General features: G+C 56.5%; 24 protein-coding genes. 20 read left to right on the top strand and 4 right to left on the bottom strand.

Annotated features, from left to right (window positions below):
• The first annotated feature begins 204 nt into the window (after positions 1–204).
• The 6 genes from G5154_RS16145 to ptsG all read left to right on the top strand — a co-directional run bounded on the left by G5154_RS16145 (position 205) and on the right by ptsG (position 6,619).
• Positions 205–540, top strand: coding sequence for a YqcC family protein (locus G5154_RS16145; protein WP_005338596.1), 336 nt, complete (start codon positions 205–207; stop codon positions 538–540).
• Positions 537–1,310, top strand: a complete 774-nt coding sequence (gene truC, locus G5154_RS16140) for a tRNA pseudouridine(65) synthase TruC (protein ID WP_041234083.1) — start codon at positions 537–539, stop codon at positions 1,308–1,310. The genes G5154_RS16145 and truC overlap by 4 nt, the downstream gene beginning before the upstream one ends.
• 90 nt (positions 1,311–1,400) lie before the next feature.
• Positions 1,401–1,841, top strand: a complete 441-nt coding sequence (locus G5154_RS16135) for a flavodoxin (protein WP_421251312.1) — start codon at positions 1,401–1,403, stop codon at positions 1,839–1,841.
• A gap of 541 nt (positions 1,842–2,382) precedes the next feature.
• Positions 2,383–3,702 (top strand): maltoporin, encoded by a 1,320-nt coding sequence (locus tag G5154_RS16130; protein WP_288728294.1) that lies wholly within the window; start codon positions 2,383–2,385, stop codon positions 3,700–3,702.
• A 91-nt stretch (positions 3,703–3,793) separates the two neighbouring features.
• Positions 3,794–4,765 (top strand): MalM family protein, encoded by a 972-nt coding sequence (locus G5154_RS16125; RefSeq protein ID WP_216979326.1) that lies wholly within the window; start codon positions 3,794–3,796, stop codon positions 4,763–4,765.
• 423 nt (positions 4,766–5,188) lie between these two features.
• Positions 5,189–6,619: a PTS glucose transporter subunit IIBC gene (gene ptsG, locus G5154_RS16120; protein ID WP_005338586.1), complete on the top strand. Its 1,431-nt coding sequence runs from the start codon at positions 5,189–5,191 to the stop codon at positions 6,617–6,619.
• Positions 6,620–6,787: 168 nt separating this feature from the next.
• On the opposite strand, the gene G5154_RS16115 is transcribed toward ptsG, so the two are convergent.
• From G5154_RS16115 to map, 4 genes are all read right to left on the bottom strand, one after another.
• Positions 6,788–7,171, bottom strand: coding sequence for a DUF3461 family protein (locus tag G5154_RS16115; RefSeq protein WP_005343775.1), 384 nt, complete (start codon positions 7,169–7,171; stop codon positions 6,788–6,790).
• A gap of 128 nt (positions 7,172–7,299) precedes the next feature.
• The gene (dapD, locus tag G5154_RS16110; protein ID WP_033116099.1) at positions 7,300–8,127 is read right to left on the bottom strand and encodes a 2,3,4,5-tetrahydropyridine-2,6-dicarboxylate N-succinyltransferase; all 828 of its coding nucleotides are present in this window, start codon (positions 8,125–8,127) and stop codon (positions 7,300–7,302) included.
• Between the two features lie 174 nt (positions 8,128–8,301).
• Positions 8,302–10,938, bottom strand: a complete 2,637-nt coding sequence (gene glnD, locus G5154_RS16105) for a bifunctional uridylyltransferase/uridylyl-removing protein GlnD (protein WP_421251311.1) — start codon at positions 10,936–10,938, stop codon at positions 8,302–8,304.
• An 85-nt stretch (positions 10,939–11,023) separates the two neighbouring features.
• On the bottom strand, positions 11,024–11,812 hold the full coding sequence (map, locus tag G5154_RS16100) for a type I methionyl aminopeptidase (RefSeq protein WP_005343779.1): 789 nt from the start codon (positions 11,810–11,812) through the stop codon (positions 11,024–11,026).
• Between the two features lie 372 nt (positions 11,813–12,184).
• Between map and rpsB the strand changes: the two genes are divergently transcribed.
• The 14 genes from rpsB (at position 12,185) to lpxB (ending at position 26,256) form a co-directional block, all read left to right on the top strand.
• Positions 12,185–12,913, top strand: coding sequence for a 30S ribosomal protein S2 (gene rpsB, locus G5154_RS16095; RefSeq protein WP_005343780.1), 729 nt, complete (start codon positions 12,185–12,187; stop codon positions 12,911–12,913).
• Positions 12,914–13,017: 104 nt separating this feature from the next.
• Positions 13,018–13,899, top strand: a complete 882-nt coding sequence (gene tsf / locus G5154_RS16090; protein ID WP_005343781.1) for a translation elongation factor Ts — start codon at positions 13,018–13,020, stop codon at positions 13,897–13,899.
• A 71-nt stretch (positions 13,900–13,970) separates the two neighbouring features.
• A complete protein-coding gene (pyrH, locus tag G5154_RS16085) occupies positions 13,971–14,705 on the top strand; it encodes a UMP kinase (protein ID WP_005343782.1) in 735 nt (244 codons plus the stop codon).
• A 48-nt stretch (positions 14,706–14,753) separates the two neighbouring features.
• Positions 14,754–15,311, top strand: coding sequence for a ribosome recycling factor (gene frr / locus G5154_RS16080; RefSeq protein ID WP_005343783.1), 558 nt, complete (start codon positions 14,754–14,756; stop codon positions 15,309–15,311).
• A gap of 72 nt (positions 15,312–15,383) precedes the next feature.
• Entirely contained in the window at positions 15,384–16,160 is a 777-nt protein-coding gene (gene uppS, locus G5154_RS16075) for a polyprenyl diphosphate synthase (protein ID WP_005343784.1), read from the top strand.
• A 27-nt stretch (positions 16,161–16,187) separates the two neighbouring features.
• A complete protein-coding gene (locus tag G5154_RS16070; RefSeq protein ID WP_041234088.1) occupies positions 16,188–17,045 on the top strand; it encodes a phosphatidate cytidylyltransferase in 858 nt (285 codons plus the stop codon).
• Positions 17,045–18,238 carry a 1-deoxy-D-xylulose-5-phosphate reductoisomerase gene (gene ispC, locus G5154_RS16065; protein WP_005343786.1) on the top strand — a complete coding sequence of 398 codons (1,194 nt, stop codon included), beginning with the start codon at positions 17,045–17,047 and terminating at the stop codon, positions 18,236–18,238. The genes G5154_RS16070 and ispC overlap by 1 nt, the downstream gene beginning before the upstream one ends.
• Positions 18,238–19,590, top strand: coding sequence for a sigma E protease regulator RseP (gene rseP, locus G5154_RS16060; protein ID WP_005343787.1), 1,353 nt, complete (start codon positions 18,238–18,240; stop codon positions 19,588–19,590). The genes ispC and rseP overlap by 1 nt, the downstream gene beginning before the upstream one ends.
• Before the next feature lie 34 nt (positions 19,591–19,624).
• The gene (bamA, locus tag G5154_RS16055) at positions 19,625–22,156 is read left to right on the top strand and encodes an outer membrane protein assembly factor BamA (protein ID WP_337072516.1); all 2,532 of its coding nucleotides are present in this window, start codon (positions 19,625–19,627) and stop codon (positions 22,154–22,156) included.
• A gap of 149 nt (positions 22,157–22,305) precedes the next feature.
• Entirely contained in the window at positions 22,306–22,818 is a 513-nt protein-coding gene (locus tag G5154_RS16050) for an OmpH family outer membrane protein (RefSeq protein ID WP_005338563.1), read from the top strand.
• A gap of 3 nt (positions 22,819–22,821) precedes the next feature.
• Entirely contained in the window at positions 22,822–23,841 is a 1,020-nt protein-coding gene (gene lpxD / locus G5154_RS16045; protein ID WP_337072518.1) for a UDP-3-O-(3-hydroxymyristoyl)glucosamine N-acyltransferase, read from the top strand.
• Positions 23,842–23,865: 24 nt separating this feature from the next.
• Positions 23,866–24,327 carry a 3-hydroxyacyl-ACP dehydratase FabZ gene (gene fabZ / locus G5154_RS16040; protein WP_005338559.1) on the top strand — a complete coding sequence of 154 codons (462 nt, stop codon included), beginning with the start codon at positions 23,866–23,868 and terminating at the stop codon, positions 24,325–24,327.
• A gap of 5 nt (positions 24,328–24,332) precedes the next feature.
• Positions 24,333–25,124 (top strand): acyl-ACP--UDP-N-acetylglucosamine O-acyltransferase, encoded by a 792-nt coding sequence (lpxA, locus tag G5154_RS16035; RefSeq protein WP_216979323.1) that lies wholly within the window; start codon positions 24,333–24,335, stop codon positions 25,122–25,124.
• Positions 25,117–26,256: a lipid-A-disaccharide synthase gene (lpxB, locus tag G5154_RS16030; RefSeq protein WP_216979322.1), complete on the top strand. Its 1,140-nt coding sequence runs from the start codon at positions 25,117–25,119 to the stop codon at positions 26,254–26,256. Before lpxA ends, lpxB begins: the two co-directional genes overlap by 8 nt.
• The last annotated feature ends 54 nt before the right edge of the window (positions 26,257–26,310 follow it).

The following is a 26,310-nucleotide window of genomic DNA, read 5'->3' as shown; positions in this document are numbered from 1 at the left end:
CGCGTTGCGGCAGATATCAACATGGCAGGCATGCGGGCGGAGGTGTATAGTATCGCCCTTTTTTAACGGCAGCAGGCCGCACTGGCTGCCGTGTATGTCGATGAAGTGGCTGAACCGCCTGTGCTACGCGACTGAATGTATCTGCATCCTGACTGATCCTGTCGGGTCGGTAAATCAATCTGTGGTTATGAGGAAGATAGCGAGATGAATCAATATTTGCTGGTAGCTGGCCTGTTGGGGGAACTCACCGCCGAGTTGCAGCGCCTTGAGCGCTGGCAAGCTGACCATCCCGGTGACGAAGCCCTGGCAAGCACCCTGCCTTTTTGTGTCGATACCCTGAGCTTTGATCAGTGGCTGCAGTTCGTGCTGATCCCGCGCATGGAGCAGCTGGTGATGTTGCAGGCGCCGCTGCCCACCAGTGTCTCCCTCTATCCCATGGCCAGCGAAGTCTATAAAGAAGATCTGGCCGAGGCAGAAGCACTGCTGCGCCTGATCGCCCGCTTCGATCTGCTGCTCTCCGGCAAAGTGATCGAACAATGATGCCAGTGCAAACCCGAGAAGAGAGTGACCTGAAGCTTACCCTGCTCTATCAGGATGAGTGGCTGGTAGCGGTCAACAAGCCTTCCGGTCTGCTGGTGCATCGCAGCTGGCTCGACAAGGGCGAGACCCGCTTTGCCATGCAGATGACCCGGGATCTCATCGGTGGTCGCCACGTCTATCCGGTGCATCGCCTCGACCGGCCCACCTCCGGCGTGCTGCTGTTTGCGCTCGATCCGGTGATTGCCCGCGCACTGACCGAAGCCTTTACCCAACGTCAGGTGCACAAGGAGTACCTGGCACTGGTGCGTGGCTGGGCGCCCGAGCAGGGGGTGATCGACTATCCACTCAAGGAGCAGCTGGACAAGATTGCCGATGCCATGAGCAACCCGGATCGCCCGGCGCAGGATGCCGTCACCACCTTCCGTCGCCTGCATCAGGTCGAGCTGCCCCACGCAGTCTCCAAGAAGCACCCCACCAGTCGTTACAGCCTGGTCAGATTGTTCCCGAAGACCGGCCGCAAGCATCAGCTGCGCCGCCATATGGATCACCTGTTCCACCCCATTGTCGGGGATACCACCCACGGGGATGGGCGCCATAACCGTTTCTTTCGCGAGCACTTTGGCTGCGAACGGCTGCTGCTGGTGGCCCGCACCCTGAGCTTTACCCATCCGGTGCTCAAGGTGCCGATGCGGATCCAGGCGCCGCTCGGTCAGGATGTGCTGCGCCTGTTTGCCGAGCTGGGCTGGCCCGCCAGCGAGAGCGACTACTAAGCGCCTGATCCTCAGCCCTGAACCGGTGGCATCTGACGCCAGCTTGCTGATAGAGTTGCTTAAAAGAGTGACTCACGCGGGGAGCAGAGAATGGCACAGATCGATATCGTGGTAGGAACTGTCTACGGCGCAGCCATGCTGGTGGCCGAGACCTTGGCAGATGAGCTGGAACGCAAGGGGCATCACTGTTCTCTGAACGAAGAAGCACGGCTGGCGGACATTGACCCCGGCCGTTTTTTATTGCTGGTCAGTGCCACCACCGGGCAGGGGGACATTCCTCCCAATCTGCAGCCCTTTGCCAGTGAGCTGGCTGACAAGGCACCCTGGCTCAAGGGACTGCGTTATGCCCTCATCGCCATGGGTGACAGCAGCTATGAAATCTTCTGCGGAGCAGGCCGTCGGCTTGATGGCCTGTTGCAAGAGCTGGGGGCCACGCGAGTGATTCCCCCGCTGGAACTGGATGCGACCGTGCACGATGAACCCGAACAGGTGGCACTCAGCTGGTTGAAAAAGTGGGATATTCAGCCCTGAATATTCTCTGAAATAGAGCCATGTCAATCTCCTGTTCCTTAACCAGCAGGGGATTGTTATTGGCACAAAACCATCTCATTCAGTAAGTATATTTCCCATGTTTATTGTCGATAGTAACTGAGGGGTATTCTCCCTTTTTAGCACTTCCTCATCGTAACGGTTTCAAGCGCACCACAGACCCCTCATCCAAATAAAAGTTCAATCTTGAAAGCGATCTCAGTCATGTTTTTGTCATCCGATCGTAAAATAATGACTTTGGTTCTATCGCAAATTAATCAATGATAACGCTTTCAGGTTGGTTCACATTGCTGGTTTTCTTCATTTATTGGTTTTTTATTTCCTGTTTTGGCGTTTCTTTACTTGTCATTGTCGCCGCGATAGCTCGCCGAGCGATTTGTCGCCATTTTGTGAGTCGCTTCATATTTGTCGCGAAATACGCTCCCTATAATCAACCTCGATTATCACCAACAGGATTACGTGGTGATAAAACGTTGAATATTCAGGATCACACTCCTCACTGCGGGAAATAAGGAATATGACAATGAAAATGAAGTGGCTCCCGATTGCAGCAGCTGTTACTGCCGCCCTGGCTTCCCAAGCCGCCTTTGCCGTAGATTTCCACGGTTACTTCCGTTCCGGTGTCGGTGTTTCCGGCGACGGCGACATGGTTAAATACAACGTCAATAAAGTTGGCCGTCTGGGTAACGAAAATGATACCTACGGTGAAGTGCAACTGGGTCAGGAAGTGTTCAACAAAGATGGCAAGACTTTCTATGTTGATTCCATGTTTGCCATGGCTTCCAACGGTTCAAATGACTGGGAAGGTACCGGTACTGTTTGTAACTTCGATGCCAAGCAGTGCAATGGTGATTCCGACTTCGCTCTGCGTCAGTTCAACGTACAAGCCAAAGGTTTGCTGAACTTTGCTCCTGAAGCAACCTTGTGGGCTGGTAAGCGTTACTATCAACGCCATGACATCCACATCTCCGACTTCTACTACTGGAACATCTCCGGTGCTGGTGCTGGTATCGAAGGCATCCAGGCTGGTCCGGGTAAAGTTTCTTTCGCATGGGTACGTAACGATCGCAGCGCTGCTGATGTGTTTGGCCAGTACACCCAAACCGGTGTGGATGCCAACGGTAACCCGACCTATCAGAAGAATGAAGATCTGAACGTCAATACTCTGGATCTGCGTTATGCCGGCATTCCGCTGTGGACCGACGCGTCCCTGGAGCTGGGCGTGGATTACGCTCTGGTCAATGAGACCAACGATCAGAAAGCACTGAAAAAGAATCCGCAAGACGGCGTGATGCTCACTGCTGAACTGACCGCAGGCATCCTCGGCGGTTTCAACAAAACCGTGCTGCAATACGGTACTGAAGGTTACTCCAAGACCATGGCTTTCTACGGTGATGGTTCCTGGTACGGTGCTGAAGCGAAAGACGGTGCCGATGGTTTCCGTATCATCAACTGGGGTGTGGTGCCGATGGGCAACTCCTGGGAGATGGGTCACCAGCTGGTCTACGGTGTAGGCAACGAAATGTGGGATGGCAACGACAAGTATGAAACTATGTCTGCTGTTATCCGTCCGATGTACAAGTGGGATGACTTCAACAAGACCATCTTTGAAGGCGGTTACTTCAAGGACAACAACAAGTCTACCAATGGCAGCGAAGACAAAGATGCTGGCTACAAGCTGACTCTGGCTCAAGCCTGGTCTGCTGGCTCCAGCTTCTGGGCCCGTCCGGAAATTCGTGTGTTCGCCTCCTACCTGGCTAACGACGAAGACAAGAAAGTCTTCGAAGGCAATACCTCCAAAGACACCTACCAGTTCGGTGTTCAAGCGGAAGCTTGGTGGTAAGCAAAAGTTTAAGTTAAGTTAGTGACTGCCCCCTTATGGGGGCAGTTTTGTTTCGCCGGATCACGGCCACCGGATTATGGAGATCAGAAAAATGAAACGGGTAAAGATGTCTATTGCAGCCGTAATCACTGCGCTATTAACCGGTTGTGCCGGAAACATGGTTGTTCCCCTGCAAGAACATGGCTCGATCTTGAGCGATGCAGATCAAGCCAAGCAAGCGTTGGCCAAAGCCTCAAGCTGCTGTGTGGCGTTTAAAGATTTCAGTTATGCCCCCTTGCCTGAAGGTGAGACCTTGCTTGCCATCGATGGCAAGCAACCCACTTTTCAGTTTGATGAGGGAATGAGTTACTTTGCGGCTTATCGCCTGCCGACCAACACCGGCAATCTGGCGATCAGCCTGGCATCACAGGTGAGCAAAACCGTGATGGTGCCCAAGGTCATTATGCTGGATGCCGAGTTCAAGGTGACCCGTGTACTGGGTGAGTCAGTATTCAGTTATCAGCCTGCTCACCTGCTCGATAACGACCGTATCGAAGGGCGTCTCTTTGTTGACCGCAGCATGCCTGGCAACCCGGCCAGCGAAACATACATGATCGTCTATGCGCCTGCGGACCAACTCTCTGGCAGCACAACAATCCTGCATCCATCAAAAGCGTTTGCCCGTGCTAATGGTACCGTTGAGCCTGATATCAAGGATCCTGTGATCCCGCACTCTCCTTGGGGTTTGGTGCAGATCAAAGTCAAAGATATGGCCCGTGGGAGTGGCCTTGAAGCGGTATTCAAACCCGAATATGCCGACAAGGTGGCCATGAGCCAGGGTCAGCAGGTTGCCGCGATAGCGACGACTGCAGCCGTTACCACAACTGCAACAGCTGCGGTCGCAGCCAAACCTGCTCCTGCCATGCTGAGTGAAACAGAAGCCTTCTACCAGAGCCAGATCGAAAAAGCGGTCAAGGCGGGGGATATCGACAAGGCGATGAAGCTGGTGAACGAGGCCGAGCGGGCTGGTTCAACTAAGGCAAAAAGCGTGTTTATTGATGCGGTCAAGCGCTCGCAAAAATAGAATAATACACCCCTTTGCTGGTCAGATATATTTATTGAGGCCTCCCTTGTTGGAGGCCTTTTTAATCGGTAGACTGTAATAAATAAAAATCACGCCGTTACATTGAGTTACAATGGGTTTCCATCTGATATAAATGGCATTATTAAAATACAAAGTGAAACTGCTATTTATATGTTTTTATAATAGAGTAATAATGCAGATTATTAACTCACATTAGATGAGCTTTTTAGCCGCTAAACAAGTTGTGATCTTCCCTCCAAATTCAATATTCCCCCGTCTTCGAAAGCAGCAATTTATGACCCGCTGGGTTATATTCTGATGGTCAAAATAAACAAGCCCGACTCGAAGATATCTGAATGAATCAGTGCTTATTTCATCCAGATAGATCGTTCAGGGACGACAATCCATTCAGGAGCGCACACAATGTTCAAAAATGCTTTCTCTAATCTGCAAAAGGTTGGTAAGGCGCTGATGCTGCCAGTATCAGTCTTGCCAGTCGCAGGTATTCTGCTGGGGGTGGGTGCTGCCCACTTCAGCTGGATGCCGGAAATTGTCTCCCAATTGATGGAGCAAGCCGGTGGTTCTGTATTTGGCCAGATGGCCCTGCTGTTCGCAGTGGGTGTTGCTCTTGGCTTTACCAATAACGACGGTGTATCCGGTCTGTCAGCCATCGTTGGCTATGGCATCATGGTCGCAACCCTGAAGGTCATGGCACCTGTGATGGGTGTTGAAACCATCGAAACCGGCGTGCTGGGTGGTATCCTGGCCGGTGGTATCGCTGCCTGGGCGTTCAACCGTTTCTACAAGATCCAGCTGCCAGAGTACCTGGGCTTCTTCGCGGGCAAACGTGCCGTACCCATCATCACCGGTTTCCTCTCCATCGGTCTGGGTGTGATCCTGTCCGTGATTTGGCCGCCAGTGGGTGGCGCCATCGGTGCCTTCTCTGACTGGGCTGCCAACCAGAACCCGGTACTGGCCTTCGGTATCTACGGCGTGGTTGAGCGCTCCCTGATCCCGTTCGGTCTGCACCACATCTGGAACGTACCGTTCTTCTATCAGGCTGGTACCTGCGTCAACGGTGCCGGTGAAACTGTTCACGGTATCATGACCTGCTTCCTGACTGCTGATGACGCGTCCCGCGCTGCCGGTAACGGTTTTGGTCAGCTGGCTGGTGGCTACCTGTTCAAAATGTTCGGTCTGCCTGCTGCTGCGTTCGCCATTGCTCACGCTGCCAAGCCGGAAAACCGCGCCAAGATCGTTGGTATCATGGCCTCTGCAGCCCTGACCTCTTTCCTGACTGGTATCACCGAGCCGATCGAGTTCTCCTTCCTGTTCATCGCTCCGGTTCTGTACGCAATCCACGCTGTACTGGCTGGTCTGGCTTATGTGCTGACCAACTCTCTGGGTATCGTACACGGTCACACCTTCTCCAACGGCTTCATCGACTTCGTGGTGCAATCACCGCGTGCCGACAACATGCTGCTGCTGGTTGGTCTGGGTCTGGTTTACGCGGCTATCTACTACGTCGTATTCAGCTTCGTTATCCGTGCCATGAACCTGAAAACCCCGGGTCGTGAAGACGAGACTGCTGAAGAGGCTGTTGGCCAAGGCAAAGACGAGATGTCTGCTGCTCTGGTTGCCGCCTTCGGTGGTAAAGAGAACATCGCTTCTCTGGATGCCTGCATCACCCGTCTGCGTGTTGGTGTGAAAGATGTTGCCAAGGTTGACCAGGCTGGTCTGAAGAAACTGGGTGCTGCCGGTGTGGTTGTAGCAGGTTCTGGCGTACAAGCCATCTTTGGCACCAAGTCCGACAACCTGAAAACCGATATGGATATCTGGATGAAGAGCAACTAATTCAGTTGCCTGACATCAGGTTCTGGAAGAGGGAGGCGCATGCCTCCCTCTTCTTTTTGTCCGCTGGTAAATGACTTGCGTCGGAGGCGGTAACTTGGCGGCTGGTTAGTGCAGGCTGCAGTAATAAAAAGAGCGCCACCAGGGCGCTCTTTTGTCGAATCGGTGTGGCTAGAGTTTCTCGAGATCCCGCTCGATTTCGCTGATCTTGTTCTGCACCACTTTTTCCAGATGGCGCAGGTCGCGCAGGATCTTCTGTTTGATGTCCGGATCGGCCTGCAGATGGATACCCTGGGTCAGGCTGTCGAGTTCATCTACCACGTATTTGAGGTTGGCGTTGATCTCGGTGACATCCTTGTACTCATGGGTACCGGAGTCGACCAGCATGGTCTTGCGCTGGCGGGGATACTTGAATTTGACACTCTTGGCGAAGAACTCGCCCTTCTGCTTCTTGAAGTAGATCTTGAGGATGTCGTGGTTGGCCTCCTGGCGCAGGGTATAGCTGTCGACGGAGGTGGGATCCTGGATCCCCAGGCTCTTCAGATTCTCGTACATCAGGCTTCCTCGGTTTGAAACGATCCTGTCCCATCCATCTTAACCGATGCCTCATGGCTTGCATGTGACAGGGGCGCCAAAATCAAAAGGGCGCCATAAGGCGCCCTTTTTCATCACAGCAATGCTGATTACTCGTCGATGGAGCGCAGCAGGGCGTTGATGCCGACTTTGGCGCGAGTCTTGGCATCGACCTTCTTGACGATCACCGCCGCGTAGAGGCTGTATTTGCCGCATTTGGATGGCAGGGAGCCGGAGACGACTACGGAGCCAGCCGGTACGCGGCCGTAGTGGATCTCGCCGGTTTCGCGGTCATAGATTCGGGTGGACTGGCCGATGAAGACGCCCATGGAGATGACGGAACCTTCCTCGACGATCACCCCTTCAACCACTTCGGAGCGAGCACCGATAAAGCAGTTGTCTTCGATGATGGTGGGGTTTGCCTGCAGCGGCTCCAATACGCCACCAATGCCGACGCCGCCGGAAAGGTGCACGTTTTTACCGATCTGGGCGCAGGAGCCCACGGTGGCCCAGGTGTCGACCATGGTGCCTTCGTCAACGTAGGCGCCGATGTTGACGTAGGAGGGCATCAGCACAGTGTTGGGCGCGATGAAGGAGCCTTTGCGAGCGGTCGCCGGCGGTACCACGCGTACACCGGCAGCCTTGAACTGCTCTTCGGTGTAGTTGGAGAACTTGAGGGGAACCTTGTCGTAATATTGGGCGTCGTCGCCCTTGATGATGCCGTTGTCGTTGATACGGAACGAGAGCAGTACCGCCTTCTTCAGCCACTGATGAACAACCCACTCACCGGCGATCTTCTCGGCAACCCGGGCCTTGCCGGAGTCCAGCAGCTCGATGACTTGCAGGATGGCGGATTTGGTAGCGCTGTCCACAGTGCTCGGGGTAATGGTGTCGCGGCGCTCGAAGGCCGCTTCAATGATCTGTTGCAACTCGGTCATGACAGGTTTCCTTTAAAAAATTCTGTTTGTTGTATCACACTTTTCCGACTGTTTTTAAGTGGCTGACCGGAATTCTTCCGGCCAGCGACCATTTCTTCATCCGGTGTGTGCCAACCAGTTGTTTGGCATGGCAAAAAACGCCCGACAATCAGCCTCTTTCGAATCGCGGATCGCTTAATCCAGCACCGACTGCTGGGGATTGAGCTGGTGTACCAGTCGCTCTTCCAGCTGCAGTTGCTGCTCGGCGGTCAATGGCTCGCCATTGAGGCTGGTCAGGCTGAAAAAGTCCTCGACCCTCTCACCGAAAGTGGCGATTTTGGCGGCGTGCAGCGACAGTCCGCACTGCTGGAAAACCGCACCGATCCGCGCCAGCAGACCGGGAGTATCGAGGGCGGTCAGCTCCATCAGGGTGTGGCGGCTCTCCCCCTTGTGCGGCAGAAAAACGACCCGGGTTGGCACGCTGAACTGGCGGTGGCGCCGTGACAGCGGCTTGTTGCGCAGTACCAGCTTGCCCGGCTCCTGCAGCGCTTTCTCCAGCGCCTTCTTGATGGTAGCGGTGCGGTTGGGACTGATGGGTTCGCCATTGGGCTCAAGCACCACAAAGGTATCGAGCACGAAGTTGCTGCGCGAGTTCATGATCTGGGCGTCGTGGATGTTGAGGTTCTTCTGATCCAGCGCCGAGGCGACGGTGGCAAACAGATTCGGGGTATCGCGGCAGTAGATAAACACTTCGCTGCCACCGCGGGTCGGGTGTTTGCCGATCAGCACCAGCGGCGCCGGGTTGTCGCCATGCTCGATGATGTGGCGGCAGTGCCAGGCGATCTGCTCCGGGCTGTGGCGCAGGAAGTAGTCGGCTTTGAAATCGCCCCAGAGCTGATTGATCGCCTCTTCCGATACATCCCGTTGCGCCAGCAGTTGCTTGGCCTGACGCTGGTTTTCGCGAATGCGCAGCCGCATGTCGGGCGGGTTCTCCAACCCCTGGCGCAGCGCCTTCTGGGTCGCGAAGTAGAGCTCCCGCAGCAGGGTGCCCTTCCAGTCGTTCCACAGGGTGTCGTTGGTGGCGCAGATATCGGCCACGGTAAGGCAGTAGAGCAGGTCGAGGTGCTGCTCGTCCCGTACCTTCTGGGCAAAGTCGGTGACCACCTCGGGGTCGTAGATGTCGCGGCGCTGGGCGGTGACCGACATCAGCAGGTGGTGGCGCACAAGCCAAGCGACCAGTCGGCTCTCGTAGCGATCGAGGCCATGCTGTTGGCAGAACTCCAGTGCATCGACGGCGCCAAGTTCGGAGTGATCGCCACGCCGCCCCTTGGCGATATCGTGGAACAGGGCAGCGATGCTGAGCAGCTCCGGTTTGCGCAGTCGTGTGAACACCTCGTGGCAGAGCGGGTGGCTCTGGCGGTTGGCCGGGTTGGGAAAGCCGTGAATATTCTTGAGCAGCCGGTGTGTGTGCTCATCCACCGTGTAGGCGTGGAACATGTCGAACTGCATCTGGCCGACGATGAGGTTCCATTGCGGCAGATAGGCCGCCAGAATGCCGTACTTGTGCATCAGGGTGAGCGGCAGCCCGATGCCGTTTGGGTGGCGCAGCAGCGCCATAAACAGGCGACGGCAGTCGGGCAACTCCTGCAACCAGCAGTTCAGTTTGCGGCGCGCCTCGCGCAGTTGGCGCAGGGTGGCCGAGTGGATGCCCGCAATCTCGGGATGCTGGGCCATCTGATAAAAAAGGCGCAGGATGGCGGCCGGTTCACGGGTAAACAGCTCCGCATCCACCGCATCGATGAGGCGGCCACGGAGCTGGAACTCATTGGAGAGGCGGCGTACATCCATGGCGGTGTTGCCGAGGATCGCTTCGTCAAACAGCTGCAGCAGCATCTCGTTGAGCTCGGAGACCCGCCGTACCGTCTGGTAGAAGCGCTTCATCATCTGCTCGACCGGGGTGTTGCCTTCCCCCTCGAAGCCCAACATCTGGGCTACGGTGCGCTGGCGATCGAACAGCAGGCGGTTATCCCCCTTGTTGATGGCCATATGCAGGGCAAAGCGCACCTTCCAGAGGAAATTTTGGCAGTCGAGCAGCTCGCGGTACTCGGCACGGTTGAGAAAGCCGTGACTGGTCATCTCGAACAATGTGGTGGCACCGAAGTGGCGACGGGCGACCCAGGCGAGGGTTTGAATATCGCGCAGGCCGCCCGGATTGCACTTGAGATCCGGCTCCAGCTTGTAGGCGGTACCGAGAAACTGCTGGTGCCGCTCCGCCTGCTCCTGGCGCTTGGCGCGAAAGAAGGCTTCGCTCGGCCAAAAGTGCTGGGGGCCGGTCGCCTCCTTGAGCTGCAGGAATCCCTCCTTGCGGCCGGTGATGTAGCGCGCCTCAATGAGGTTAGTGGCGACCGTGATGTCGGCCTTGCCCTGCTCGATGCACTCCGCCACGTTGCGCACCGCCTGACCCACCTCCAGCTTGAGATCCCACAACAGGGTGATGAACTCGCCAATGCGTAGTCCCAACACTTCGTCCAGTTCGTCGCCGTCATAGAGGATCAGCAGGTCGATATCGGAGTGGGGGTGCAGCTCGCCGCGGCCATAACCGCCCACCGCGATGAGGGTGAGGTCACTCTTGTCGAAGCCAAACTTCTGCCACAACCGGCAGAGCAGCTGATCCATATATTCGGAGCGGGTAGCGACCAGCTCGATGATGTTGTCACCGGCATCAAAACGGGCATGCAGCCAGCCGAGAAAGCGACTCAGGTACTCTTTGCAGTTATCGCGGGTGAGTTGGTCGTCGGGTAACAGATGAGGGGAAAGCAGGCTGGCGTCCATGGCATCTCACACACAAAGTGGCAGGCATCTGGCTGAAACAGGCAGTAAAAACCCCGGCGCTTTTCACAAGGGCCGGGGTTCGATGTTAGCTGTGTTTGATGAAGCGGTCGATAGTGTCGTCCGGGCGCAGGGTGAGCACCTCGCAACCATCCTCGGTCACCAGCAGGGTGTGTTCCCACTGGGCGGAGTCGCCGCCATCCTTGGTAGTCACGGTCCAGCCATCCTTCGGATTGACCTTGCAGTGGTACTTTTTGCTGTTGACCATCGGCTCGATAGTGAAGCACATGCCCGCTTTCAGCTCCTGCTTGCCGCTGTTGCGGTAGTGGAGGATCTGCGGCTCTTCGTGGAACTCGGCTCCGATGCCGTGACCGCAGTAGTCACGCACCACGGAGAAACCTGCCTTCTCGACGATGGGCTGGATTACGGCGCCAATCTCGGTAATACAGGCGCCCGGACGCACCTTCTTGATGGCGGCGTAGAGGCTCTCTTGCGCAACCTTGCAGAGCTGACGGCGCAGCGGGGTGGTCTCGCCCACGATGAACATGGCGGAGGTGTCGCCGTGGTAGCCATCCTTGATGACGGTGATGTCGAGGTTGATGATGTCGCCATCACGCAACTTCTTGTGGTTCGGGATGCCGTGGCAGATCACATCGTTCACCGAGGTGCAGATGGATTTCGGGAAACCGTGGTAGTTGAGTGGAGCCGGGATTGCCTGCTGCACATCGACGATGTAGTTGTGGCAAAGGGTGTTCAGTTCGTCAGTGGTGACGCCAGCTTTGACGTGGGGCGCAATCATGACCAGCACATCGGCGGCCAATTGGCCGGCAACGCGCATCTTTTCAATCTCTTCCGGTGTCTTGATTTTAATGGACATGGGATCTCTCTTGCGGCCTGCCGCTGGGCCTGCGAGGGCGGACAGGACAGGTAATGAAAAATAGATGCGTTTGCAATCAGGTCAAAATTTTATCCGCAACCCCCGCGTACTTCCAGTGTGATTGTCATCACAGCGTCAAATGGCAGTCGCAACCTCCTTTGGAGGGATCCAGATTTACACCTGTTTAGAGTGTCGGCCGGTGGTGTCCGGAACAAAGTTATGGTATAAAGCGCGCCGGAATGGGGAACTTGCGTCCACCATTTCATCACCCTTACTTAAACAACACACACACATCGACACATATGCCGGGGTGCCTTAACGGGTCGGTTATATGGGATGTGTGGAGGCCTAACCCCAATACAGAGGTATAAAATGGCTAAAGTTTCTATGCGCGACATGCTGCAAGCCGGCGTTCACTTCGGTCACCAGACTCGTTACTGGAACCCGAAAATGAAATCCTACATCTTCGGTGCCCGCAGCAAAGTTCACATCATCAACCTGGAAAAAACCGTTCCGATGTTTGACGATGCCATGAACTTCATCAGCTCCGTAGCTGCCAAGAAAGGCAAGGTACTGTTCGTAGGTACCAAGCGTGCCGCGTCTGAAGCCGTAAAAGAAGCCGCTGAGCGTTGCGACCAGTTCTATGTTAACCACCGCTGGCTGGGCGGCATGCTGACCAACTGGAAAACCGTTCGTCAGTCCATCAAGCGCCTGAAAGATCTGGAAACCCAGAGCCAGGACGGTACCTTCGACAAGCTGACCAAGAAAGAGGCGCTGATGCGTACTCGCGAAATGGAAAAGCTGGAGAAGAGCCTGGGTGGTATCAAGAACATGGGCGGCCTGCCTGATGTTCTGTTCGTTGTCGATGCAGACCACGAGCACATCGCTATCAAAGAAGCCAACAACCTGGGTATCCCGGTAGTTTCCATCGTTGATACCAACTCCAACCCGGACGGCGTTGACTATGTCATCCCGGGTAACGACGACGCTATCCGTGCCGTACAGCTGTACCTGAATGCTGCTGCTGACACCGTACTGGAAGCTCGCGAGCAGGACATCGTTGTTCAAGCCGAACAAGATGGCTTCGTTGAAGCTGAGTAATTGATAAGGTCTGCAAAGCCCTTATTAACCAAGCTGATGTAATTGGTTAGCAGGGGCCCTTGTGGCCCCTGTTTCTTGTCAATTCAAGACCGAGGATACTGGACATGGCAAACATTTCTGCCGCCCTGGTAAAAGAACTGCGCGAGCGCACCGCCGCTGGCATGATGGATTGCAAAAAAGCACTGGAAGAGGCCAACGGCGATATCGAGCTGGCCATCGAGAACATGCGTAAATCCGGTCAGGCCAAAGCTGCCAAGAAAGCTGGCCGTATCGCTGCTGAAGGTGTGATCTTCGCCCGTACCGAAGGCAACGTTGCTGTCATGATCGAGCTGAACTGCGAGACTGACTTCGTTTCCAAGGATGCCGGTTTCCTGGCCATGGGTCAGAAGATCGTCGAGATCGCTGCTACCCAGAAGATCGCTGATGTTGACGCGCTGAAAGCCGCTGATTTCGGCAACGGCGAATCCGTCGAGCTGACCATCACCAACCTGATCGCCAAGATCGGTGAGAACATGAACCTGCGTCGCGTGATGCTGGTTGAAGGTGACAACCTGGGCACCTACGTTCACGGTTCCCGCATCGGTGTTATCACCAAGCTGACCGGTGGTTCCGACGAACTGGCTAAAGATCTGGCCATGCACGTTGCTGCCAACAGCCCGCAATTCGTCAAGCCTGAAGACGTATCTGCTGAAGTCGTTGCCAAAGAGCGCGAAATCCAGATCGACATCGCCATCAACTCCGGCAAGCCGAAAGAGATCGCCGAGAAGATGGTTGAAGGTCGCATGAAGAAGTTTACCGGTGAGGTTTCCCTGACTGGTCAGCCGTTCGTGAAAGATCCTTCCATGACTGTTGCCGAGCTGCTGAAGAAAGAAGGCGCTGACGTTGTCTCCTTCACCCGTTTCGAAGTGGGCGAGGGCATCGAGAAGCAAGAGACCGATTTCGCTGCTGAAGTTGCAGCTCAAATCGCGGCCGCTCAAAAGGCCTAATCGAACCGGTTTTTCCGTTTCCCCAGACCGCGACTTATGTCGCGGTCTTTATATGACCAGGAATCAGTGACATGAGTACCAATCCCAAACCTGCATACAGACGTGTTCTTCTGAAGTTGAGTGGTGAAGCCCTGCAAGGATCCGAGGGTTTCGGCATTGATCCGGCAGTGCTGGAGCGGATGGCCCAAGAGATCAAAGAGCTGGTTGAGCTGGGTGTTCAGGTCGGTCTGGTCATCGGTGGCGGCAACCTGTTCCGTGGTGCCGGTCTTGCCAAGGCGGGCATGAACCGCGTGGTGGGCGACCACATGGGTATGCTGGCAACCGTCATGAACGGTCTGGCCATGCGTGATGCCCTGCATCGTGCTTATGTGAATGCCCGTCTGATGTCTGCCATCTCCCTCCAGGGGGTCTGTGACTCCTACAGTTGGGCCGAGGCAATCAGCCAGCTGCGTGCTGGCAAGGTAGTGATCTTCTCTGCCGGTACTGGCAATCCCTTCTTTACTACCGACTCGGCAGCCTGCCTGCGCGGGATCGAGATCGAAGCCGACGTGGTGCTGAAAGCCACCAAGGTAGATGGTGTATACAACGAGGATCCGGTCAAAAATCCGGATGCCGTCCTGTACCACGAATTGAGTTATGATGAAGTTCTTGAAAAAGAGCTCAAGGTGATGGATCTTGCTGCCTTTACTCTGGCACGTGACCACGATCTGCCGATCCGCGTGTTCAACATGAACAAGCCGGGCGCCCTGCGCCGGGTTATCATGGGTGAGCCGGAAGGTACCCTGATCCATTACGTCAGCAAATAAAATAGATGCGAGCCGCATGGCGGCTCGTTCGCCAAAAGGAAAACCGCTGTGATCAACGAGATTAAAAACGACGCCAAGGAGCGCATGGGCAAGAGTGTCGAGTCACTCAAGACCCAGATGTCCAAGATCCGTACTGGCCGTGCTCACCCGAGCCTGCTCGACGGCATCCAGGTTGAGTACTACGGTGCGGCCACTCCGCTGAAACAGTTGGCCAACGTCGTGGCTGAAGATTCTCGCACCCTCTCCATCTCCGTCTTTGACCGTTCCATGATCCAGGCGGTCGAGAAGGCGATCCTGACCTCCGATCTGGGCCTGAACCCCTCCAGCAATGGCCAGTCCCTGCGGGTGCCGCTGCCGCCGCTGACTGAAGAGCGTCGCCGTGACCTGACCAAGGTTGTGCGTGGTGAAGCAGAAAATGCCCGTGTTGCCGTGCGCAACATTCGCCGCGATGCCAACGCTGATCTGAAAGCGCTGCTGAAAGAGAAAGAGATCTCAGAAGACGATGACCGTCGCGCCCAGGAAGAGATCCAGAAACTGACTGACTCCTACATCAAGCTGGTCGATGAGGCCCTTGCTGCAAAGGAGAAGGAGCTAATGGAAATCTAAGCGCCTGAAAGGTATATTACGAGCGCCGTGTAGTGCCCCTGCACGGCGCTTTTGTCTTTGTGGGAGAAAACCATGTCGCTTTTGGCTGCGTTGGGTGATTGTGCCAACTCGTCTTTACCCCGTCACGTCGCCATCATCATGGATGGCAATGGTCGCTGGGCACAGAACCGTGGCAAGATGCGGGTTTATGGTCATAAGGCTGGCGTCAAGTCAGTGCGCGAGGCCGTTACCTTTGCTGCGCGCGCCAAAATCGAGGCATTGACCCTGTTTGCATTCTCCAGCGAGAACTGGCGCCGCCCGGAAGGGGAGGTCAGCGCTTTGATGGAACTGTTCGTTACCGTGCTGGGCCGTGAGGTGAACAAACTTCACAGTCACGGGATCCGGCTCAAGGTAATTGGCGATACTGCTCGCTTCAGTGAGCGGTTGCAGGCCAAAATTGCCAAGGCAGAAGCCTTGACCGCCAATAACAAGGGATTGACCCTGAATATTGCGGCCAACTATGGTGGCCAGTGGGATATCGCTCAGGCTGCCCGCAAGCTGGCTAAAGCAGTGGCGGCCGGTGAACTGGCCGCTGACGACATTGATGAATCCATGTTGACCCGCGAGGTTTGCATGGCCGATCTGCCACCCGTGGACCTGTTGATCCGCACCGGTGGTGACCATCGCATCAGCAACTTTGTATTATGGCAGCTCGCCTATGCCGAGCTCTACTTTACCCCGGTGTTGTGGCCCGATTTCAACGAGGCCGAGTTCAGTGAGGCCGTTGCCTCCTTTGTTGCCCGCGAACGCCGCTTCGGCTGCACGGGTGAACAGATCCGGGAATTGATCGCCGAGCAGCAGACCGGCTAAACCCCGCTCCCAAGAGAGAGGTTTCTTTTGCTAAAACAACGAATTATTACTGCTTTGATGTTGATCCCCCTGGTATTGGGGGCGCTTTTCTTTCTGCCATTGAAGTTTTTTGCCCTGTTGGCTGCGCTGGTCTTTTTGCTGGCCAGCCGTGAATGGAGCGGCTTTGTCTCTGCCGCCCCGCAACAATGGTTACCCATCGTATTCTGCCTGCTGCTCGGGGCAAGCTTGTTCTGGTTGCCGGTGGAGCAGCTCTGGACTCCCCATCTGCATCCGCTGGTGATGGGCGTGCTCTGGACCGCGGTAAGCTGGTGGCTGCTGGGTCTGCTGCTGGTGCTGCGCTATCCCCAGAGCGCCAAGCTGTGGAAGGAGTCAATCTGGCTCAAGTCCCTGTTTGGTCTGGTGACCCTGGTTCCCTTCTTCTGGTCGCTGGTCGCCATTCGTGGTTACAACTTTTACCATGACCCCATGATGGGAGCCTGGATCCTGCTCTTCGTCATGGGGCTGGTCTGGGCGGCAGATTCTGGCGCGTATTTTTTTGGCAGGGCGTTTGGTAAACACAAGCTGGCACCGGCCGTCAGTCCGGGCAAAACCATTGAAGGGATGTGCGGTGGGCTCTTTACCGCCAGCCTGCTGGCCATCGGCGTCACCTGGTGGATGGGGTTTGTTCCTGCCAAGATGGTTATCGTGCTGTTCTGCTCCTTGCTGGCGGTGCTTGCTTCGGTACTCGGCGATCTGACCGAGAGTATGTTCAAGCGTGAAGCGGGAATCAAGGACTCCGGCACCCTGCTGCCAGGTCATGGTGGGGTGCTAGATCGGATTGATAGTCTGACTGCTGCTCTGCCAGTGTTTCTCCTCAGTTATCTGCTACTCAGTCAGGAGTTTTGATGCGCAACCTGGTTATTCTGGGGGCTTCCGGCTCCATCGGTCAGAGTACCCTGAAGGTGCTGCGCCACAATCCGGGCAGTTGGCAAGTGCTGGCGTTGACCGCTGCCCGCAACGTGAATGCCATGTTGCGGGACAGCCTCGAATTCTCTCCCCGTTTTGCCGTGATGGTCGATGAGGATGCCGCCCGTGAACTGACTGTCCGCCTGAAAGCGCACGGCAGTGCCACCCGAGTGCTTTGTGGTGCTCAAGCACTGTGCGAAGTAGCCGCTCATCCCGATGCCCATAGCGTGATGGCTGCCATCGTTGGTGCGGCAGGCCTGGCCCCGACCATGGCTGCGGTGCGCGCCGGCAAGCGCATTCTGTTGGCCAACAAGGAGGCGCTGGTAATGTCCGGTGCTTTCTTCATGGAGGCCGTGCGCGAGCATGGCGCCGAGCTACTGCCCATCGACAGCGAGCACAATGCCATCTTCCAGTGTTTGCCGACCGCTGTGCAGCGTCAGCCCGGCTTTTGCGATCTGGCGGCGGCAGGGATCAGCAAGATTTTGCTTACCGGTTCCGGCGGCCCGTTCCGTTACACCGAGATCAGCGAGCTGGCCAAGGTGACGCCGGCGCAAGCCATCGCGCATCCCAACTGGTCGATGGGGGCCAAGATTTCGGTCGACTCCGCCACCATGATCAATAAGGGTCTGGAGTACATCGAGGCGCGCTGGTTGTTCAATGCGGCCCCCGAGCAGATCCAGGTGGTGATCCACCCGCAGTCTGTGATCCACTCCATGGTGCAGTATAAGGATGGCTCCGTGCTGGCCCAGCTTGGCAATCCGGATATGTGTACCCCCATCGCTCATGCGCTGGCTTATCCCAATCGCATCCCCTCCAGTGTGGAACCTTTGGATTTCTTCAGTGTCGGAGAGTTCAGCTTTATCCGGCCTGATTACGAACGCTACCCCTGTCTGGCGCTGGCCATCAATGCCTGCCAGAAGGGACAAGCGGCGACCACTGCGCTCAATGCAGCCAACGAGGAGGCGGTTGCCGCCTTCCTGGCCGGGCGCATCGGCTTTATGGATATTGCCCGGATCAACGAGGCTGTGATGCTGGCGCTGGAGAGCAGCGCCGTCGGCTCGCTCGATGATCTGTTTGCCCTGGACGGTGCGGCAAGAGCCCGTGCTCACACTTTGATTGAGGAGCTTGGCTGATGGGTGGTGTGTTGTGGAATATCGGCGCCTTTGTCGTTGCGCTGGGCCTGCTGGTCGCAGTGCACGAGTTTGGCCACTTCTGGGTGGCCCGTCGTTGTGGCGTCAAGGTTGAGCGTTTCTCCATCGGTTTTGGCAAGGCCATCTGGCGCCGGATGGGCAAGGATGGCACCGAGTACGTGCTGGCCCTGATCCCCCTCGGCGGTTACGTCAAGATGCTGGACGGCCGGGTGGACGAGCTCAAGCCCGGTGACGAGCAGTACGCTTTCAATCACAAGAGTGTCTGGGCGCGGATGGCAATCGTGGCTGCCGGTCCCATGGCCAACTTCGTGTTTGCTCTGGTTGCCCTCTGGTTGATGTTTATCATCGGGGTGCCAAGCGTCAAGCCGGTGATAGGTGAAGTGCGTCCGGCATCCATCGTGGCCGAGGCGGGTGTGCTGCCCGGGATGGAGATTGTCGGGGTCGGCGATGAACAGACTGGTGACTGGGAGAGCGTCACCTACGCCCTTATCAGCCATTTGGGTGACGATGCAGTCACCCTCAAGGTGCAAGCGCCCAATACCAGCTATGCCACTGACAAAACCTTGTCGCTGACCGGCTGGACCTTCGATCCGGATAAAGAGTCGCCCATCGGGAGTCTGGGGATCGTTCCCCTGAGTGGTAAAGTGCTGCCAGTCGTGGCTGCCGTGGTGGCCAAGAGTGCCAGTGAAAAGGCGGGGCTGCAGGTTGGTGACCGTATCAAACAGGTCGGCGATCAGCCAATCACCGCCTGGACCCAGTTTGTCGAGCTGGTGCAGCAGGCACCGGGCGAACCTCTGCAAGTGGTGGTTGAGCGCAACAACAGTGATCTCAACGTGACTCTGACCCCGGATAGTCGCAAGGTGCAGGGTAAGCTGGTTGGATTCGTCGGTCTCTCGCCGCAACTGGTTCCATTACCGGATGAATATCGAATTCTGTTACAGTATGGGCCTTTGCAAGCGCTGTGGCAGGGGGCCGACAAGACCTGGAGCCTGATCACGCTCACCTTTGACATGATCGGCAAGCTGGTAGCTGGCATAGTGTCGCTAGACAACCTGAGCGGCCCTATCTCGATAGCCAAGGGTGCTGGTAGCAGTGCCGACTATGGTCTGGTCTATTTCTTGAGTTTTCTGGCGCTGATCAGCGTCAACCTGGGGATCATCAATTTGTTTCCCCTACCGGTGCTGGACGGTGGCCATCTGGTCTATTTCCTTATCGAAGCAGTCACCGGCAAGCCGGTCTCAGAGAAAATACAGGAAGTGGGTTTCAGGATCGGTGCCGCCATTCTGATGTTATTGATGGGCATTGCGCTGTTTAACGATTTCGCTCGCCTCTGAGGCCAGAGCATCAACAAGGACACATAAGAACAAAATGGCTGTTAAAAAAGCATTGGTGTTGAGTTGCCTGCTGGGTGCCAGTTTCCTGGCCCAGGCGGCCCCTGCCTCTTTTGTGGTGCAAGATATCCAGGTCGACGGTTTGCAACGGGTGACCCTGGGGGCCGCACTGTTGAACCTGCCGATCCGGGTCGGTGATACTGTCGACTCCGTGGCGCTGGCCAGTGCCATCAAGAAGCTTTACGCCTCGGGCAACTTTGAGGATGTGAAGGTTTACCGTGACGGCCAGGTGCTGCAGGTGATGGTCAAGGAGCGTCCGACCATCTCCAGCATCGAATTTTCTGGCAACAAGGATATCAAGGAAGAACAACTGACCCAGAGTCTGGAGTCTTCCGGTATCCGTGTCGGCGACCCGCTGGATCGCACCGTACTGACCTCCCTCGAAAAGGGGTTGGAAGATTTCTACTATGGCGTGGGTAAATACTCTGCCAAGGTCAAGGCCATTGTCACCCCGTTGCCGCGCAACCGGGTTGATCTGAAGTTTACCTTTGTCGAAGGTCAGGCTGCAAAAATCCAGCAGATCAACATCGTCGGCAATAGCGTCTTCCCGGAAGAGAAGCTGCTGGCCCAACTCTCCCTCCGTGACGAAGTACCCTGGTGGAACTTCACCGCCGATCAGCGTTACCAGAAGCAGAAGCTGGCCGGTGATATCGAAACGCTGCGCTCCTACTACATGGATCGCGGCTACATCCGCTTCCAGCAGGAGTCCACCCAGGTCTCCATGACCCCGGACAAGAAGGGAGTCTATGTCACCCTCAACATCAAGGAAGGGGATCAGTACAAGGTCTCCGGTGTCCAGCTCAAGGGCGACCTGATTGATCGCGGTGGCGAGATGAAGGGGTTGATCCCGATCGCTGCTGGCAGCACCTACTCCGCCAGCCAGGTGACTCACACCGAAGAAGTGCTCTCCAAGTTCCTTGGTCGTTACGGCTACGCCTATCCGAAAGTGGTCACCTTCCCGCAGGTCAATGACAAGACCAAGGAAGTTGAGCTGATCGTCAACGTAGAGCCTGGCCCCCGTGTCTATGTGCGCAACATCAACTTCAGCGGTAACGCCACCACTGAGGATCAGGTGCTGCGTCGCGAGATGCGCCAGATGGAGGGCACCTGGCTCTCCTCCGACAACATCGAACAGTCCAAGAGCCGCCTCAATCGCCTTGGCTACTTCGAGAGCGTCGAAGTGGACACCAAGCGGGTGCCGGGCAACGATGACCTGGTTGATCTCGACTTCAAGGTCAAGGAGCAGCCTGCAGGTTCCATCAACGCCGGTATCGGTTACGGTACCGAATCGGGTCTAAGCCTGCAGGCGGGGATCTCTCAGAATAACTTTATGGGGACCGGGAAGACGGTCTCCATCAACGCCAGTACCAACGACTACTCCAAGAACGTTGATCTGAGCTACAACGATCCCTACTTCACTGTGGACGGCGTTAGCCTGGGTGGGCGACTCTACTACAACCAGTTCCGTGCCGATGACGCCGATATTGTCGATTACGAGAACGAAACCATCGGTTTCCGTCTCTCCAGTGGCTTCCCGGTCAACGAGTTCAATCGACTTGACTTCAGTACCGGTATCGAGAGTACCAAACTGAGCCGCCCGTCGTTCAATGCCCAGAACTATCAGGAGTGTCTGAAAGACAACCCGGATACCAATGGCAACACCTACTGCTGGGATCAGTGGAACGATAATCGCCAGTCGGTGCAGATGGATCAGTTCTGGAATATTTACTCCCAGGACGGCTCCAACCTCGACTTCGTCACCGTCGATATGACTGCAGGCTGGACCCGTTCCACCCTGAACAAGGGGATGTTCCCGACCTCTGGTGATCGTCAGCGTATCAACGCCAAGGTGACCGTGCCGGGCATGGAGTTGCAGTACTACAAGCTCTCCGCCGAAGATGCCCACTACTTCCCGCTTGATGCAGATCACAGCTGGGTAGTGATCGGCAAGGGGCGGGTCTCCTACGGCAATGGTTATGGTGATGACAGCATGCTGCCGTTTTTCGAGAACTACTATGCCGGTGGTTTCGATACGGTACGTGGCTTCAAGAGCAATACCATTGGTCCCAAGGCCATCTACAAAACTTACAACAAGCCGGGCTCTGGCAGCTGTACCGGCAATCAGCCATGCGAGACCGGTTATTACGAAGGTTCCGACACCTCGGTGGGTGGTAACGCACTGGCGGTGGCCTCGTTCGAACTGGTCTTCCCGACCCCGTTCGTCTCCGAGACCTATCGTCCGCAGATCCGGACCACGGCATTTGTTGATGCGGGTACCGTCTGGAGCACCGATTTTGCCAATGGTGCCTACCCCTGTGCTGCCGGTTCGGATTGCAACTATTTGAGTCAGGACTACTCCAATCCGGGTAATATCCGTGTCTCTGCAGGTGTCTCCTTGCAGTGGCTCTCACCGATGGGACCGCTGGTGTTCGCCCTGGCCAAGCCAATCAAGAAATACGAAGGGGATCGTACCGAAGTCTTCTCCTTCAACATCGGTCGTACTTTCTAAGCAGAATATCGCCCCCACCCATGCGGTGGGGGTCTTCAATGATGGGACGCGCGGTATGCGTGCCTCACCAGGTAACAAGACGGTGTCAATGCCGCTTGCATAATCGGGTAAATCAGGTAGCCCTCGCCATGAGGGAACAAGGAGTAAGTGTGAATAAAGCGTTGAAAGTAGCTGGTTTGAGCTTTGCACTGATGGCTGCCGGCATGGGTTCTGCCTTCGCTGAGACCAAGATCGCCGTGGTTGATATGGGCGAAGTCTTCCAAAAGCTGCCCCAGCGTGAAGCCGTTGCAGCCAAGCTGAAAGGCGAATTCGAGCCGCGCATGCGTGAGCTGCAGAAGCTGGAACAGGAAGGCCAGAAGCTGGTCGAGAAGTTCCGTAAGGATGAAGCCTTCATGAGCGCCGAGCAGAAGAAGCAGAACCAGGAGAAACTGGCCAAGCTGCAGATGGAGTTCAATCAGAAGCGTCAAGCCTTTGAGCAGGACAACGGCCGCCGTCAGTCCGAAGAACGCAACAAGATCCTGACCAAAGTGCAGGCTGCCATCGATTCCATCGCCAAGAGCAATGGTTACGATCTGGTGCTGGAGCGCAATGCCGCCCCGTATGCCGCCAGCAAGCTGGACATCTCCGGCCAGGTTATTTCTCAGGTAAGCAAGAGCAACTAATTGATGGCATTCACTCTCGCACAGCTGGCCCAGCAACTGGGGGCCCAGGTCCATGGCGACGGAACCCTGGAAATCCGCAAGGTAGCGACACTGGAAAAGGCCGGGGAGGGTGAGATTACCTTCCTGTCCAACAAGAAGTACCGCTCTTATCTGGAGCAGAGCAAGGCGACTGCCGTGCTCATCACAGAGGCGGATCTCCCTTTCTGTCCCACCAATGCGCTGGTGCTCAAGGATCCCTACGTGGGTTTTGCCCGGGTAGCCCAACTGCTGGACACCACCCCGCAGCCGGCCATGGATATCCATCCGAGTGCCGTCATCGCGGCTGACGTGCAACTGGGCGAGAGAGTGGCCATCGGCGCCAATGCGGTGATCGAATCCGGTGTCGTGCTGGGTGATGATGTACGCATTGGCCCGGGCTGTTTTGTTGGCAAAAATACCCAGCTGGGAGCGCGCTCCCGGCTGTGGGCCAACGTCACCCTCTATCACAATGTTACCATGGGCACCGACTGTCTGGTTCAATCCGGCACAGTGATCGGGGCCGATGGTTTCGGTTATGCCAATGAACGTGGCGAGTGGATCAAGATCCCCCAGCTCGGCGGCGTGACCATTGGCAACCGGGTCGAGATCGGTGCCTGTACCACCATTGACCGCGGTGCGCTGGAAGATACCCGCATCGCTGACAACGTCATCATCGACAACCAGTGCCAGATCGCCCACAACGTTGAGATCGGCTACGGCACCGCCGTGGCGGGCTCCACCGTGATGGCTGGTAGTCTCAAGGTCGGCAAATACTGTATCATTGGCGGCGCTTCCGTCTTTAACGGGCATATGGAGATCTGCGACCAGGCCACCGTCACCGGTATGGCCATGGTGATGCGACCCATTACCGAGCCCGGTGTCTACTCTTCCGGCATCCCTCTGCAAACCAATAAAGAGTGGCGCAAGACCGCCGCCCGGGTGATGCGTATCGAAGAGATGCACAAGCGGTTAAGCAAGCTTGAGAAGAAGCTGGATCAAGAATAATCACGATTGGTATAGGGTACTGTTTTGACTACTGAAAAGAAGAGCCTGGGTATCCAGGAAATCATGGATCTGCTGCCCCACCGTTATCCGTTTCTGATGGTGGATCGTGTAGACGACTACGAGATCAGCGATGAGCGCAAAACCCTGCGTGCCATCAAGAACGTCTCGTTCAACGAGCCGATCTTCCAGGGGCACTTCCCGGCCAAGCCGGTGTTCCCGGGTGTGCTGATCCTGGAAGCGATGGCACAGGCCACCGGTATCCTGGCCTTTACCATGGTGGGCAAGCCGTCTCCCAACGAACTCTACTATTTTGCCTCAATCGACAATGCTCGCTTCAAGCGTCCAGTCGGCCCCGGTGACCAGCTGGTGCTCGACGTGGAGTTCCTGAAAGAGCGTCGCGGTATTGCCAAATTCACCGGAGTCGCTACCGTCGACGGTGAAGTGGTCTGTACCGCCGAGCTGATGTGCGCCAAACGCGAGGTTTAACACACGTGATCGACCAGACTGCCATCATTCACGATACTGCCATCGTCCATGAGTCTGCCGTGATCGGTAAAGGGGTTGAAATCGGCCCCTTTTCTGTCATCGGCGCCGAGGTGGAAATCGGTGACAACACCTGGGTAGGTTCCCATGTGGTGATCAAGGGCCCGACCAAGATTGGTCGTGGCAACAAGATCTTCCAGCACACCTCCATCGGTGAGGATTGTCAGGACAAGAAGTACGCCGGTGAGCGCACCTTCCTCGAAATTGGCGACAACAACGTCATTCGCGAGAACTGCACCTTCCACCGTGGCACCATTCAGGATCAATCCCTGACCAAGGTGGGCAGCGGAAACCTGTTCATGGTCAACGTCCACGTTGCCCACGACTGCATCATCGGTGACAACTGCATCTTCGCCAACAACGCCACCCTGGCGGGTCACGTGGTGATCGGTGACTTCGTGATCTTTGGGGGGCTCTCCGCCATTCACCAGTTCGGCCGCGTCGGTTCCCACGCCTTCGTCGGTGGCTGCGCCGCCCTCAACAAGGACGTGCCGCCTTATGTGATGGCCGCAGGCAACTACGCCAAGCCGTTCGGGGTCAACTCCGAAGGGCTGCGTCGCCGTGGTTTCAGCGCCGAGGCTATCTCTGCTGTCAAGCGCGCCTACAAAGAGATCTTCCGCTCTGGCAAGACCATCGAAGAGGTGCTGCCGGTGCTGATCGATATGGCGCAAGCCGAACCGGCCGTCCAGCTCTATGTGGACTTCCTCAAAGACAACGAGCGCGGGATCATCCGTGCCTGATCCGGTTCGCATCGGTATCGTCGCCGGAGAAGTATCCGGCGACATTCTGGCTGCCGGCCTGGTGCGGGAGCTGCAAGCCCGCTACCCGGACGCGCAGTTTGAAGGGATCGCCGGGCCGCGCATGCAGGCGCTGGGCGTCAAGGCGCTGTTCGAGATGGAAGAGCTCTCCGTCATGGGGATCACCGAGGTGCTTGGCCGTCTGCCGCGTATTCTCAAGGTCCGTCGCGAACTGCTGCGTCACTTTATTGCCAATCCGCCCGATATCTTCATCGGCGTGGATGCACCGGATTTCAATATCGGAGTGGAGCTGAAACTGCGCCGCGCCGGTATCAAGACGGTTCACTATGTCAGCCCCTCGGTGTGGGCCTGGCGCCAGAACCGCATTCACAAGATCAAGGCCGCTACCGACATGGTGCTCGCCTTCCTGCCCTTCGAGAAAGCCTTCTACGACCGCTTCGACGCCCCTTGCCGTTTTGTCGGTCATACCATGGCGGACGATATTCCATTGGTGCCGGATCAGGCCGCCGTGCGTCGCAATCTCGGTATCGATGCCAATCGCCGCTGGCTGGCGGTGCTGCCGGGCAGCCGCACCGCAGAAGTGGGCTTTATGTCCCCCCTGTTTCTCGAGGCCTGCAAGCACCTGACGGTGCGCTATCCGGATCTCGGTTTCATCGTGCCGCTGGTCAACCAGAAACGGCGCGAGCAATTCATGGCCATCAAGGCCGAGCTGGCGCCGGATCTCGAGATGGTGCTGCTGGAAGGGCAGGGGCGCGAGGCGATGATCGCTGCCGACGTGGTGATGCTGGCCTCTGGCACCGCGGCGCTCGAAGCCATGCTGGTGAAAAAGCCGATGGTGGTGGGCTACAAGCTCAAGCCCTTCAGCTACTGGCTGGCACAGCGACTGGTGAAGACTGAATTTGTCTCTCTGCCCAACCTGCTCGCGGGTCGCATGCTGGTGCCGGAACTGATCCAGCACGAGTGCACCCCGGAGAATCTGGTGGAAGAGGTGAGCAAGTACTTCGAGCACGACAACAGTGTGCTGGTCAACACCTTCACCGAGCTGCACCAGCTGATCCGCTGTAATGCCGACTCGCAGGCCGCCGACGCGGTGGTGGATCTGCTCGGCAGATAACGCTATTTCGGACCGTCGATTGCGCCGCGCTACCCGTTAATCCGTTTTCCGAGT

This window comes from Aeromonas sp. 600527, from assembly GCF_049175415.1.
GTDB classification, from domain to species: domain Bacteria; phylum Pseudomonadota; class Gammaproteobacteria; order Enterobacterales; family Aeromonadaceae; genus Aeromonas; species Aeromonas veronii_A.
This window is presented reverse-complemented; position numbering and strand designations above follow the sequence as displayed.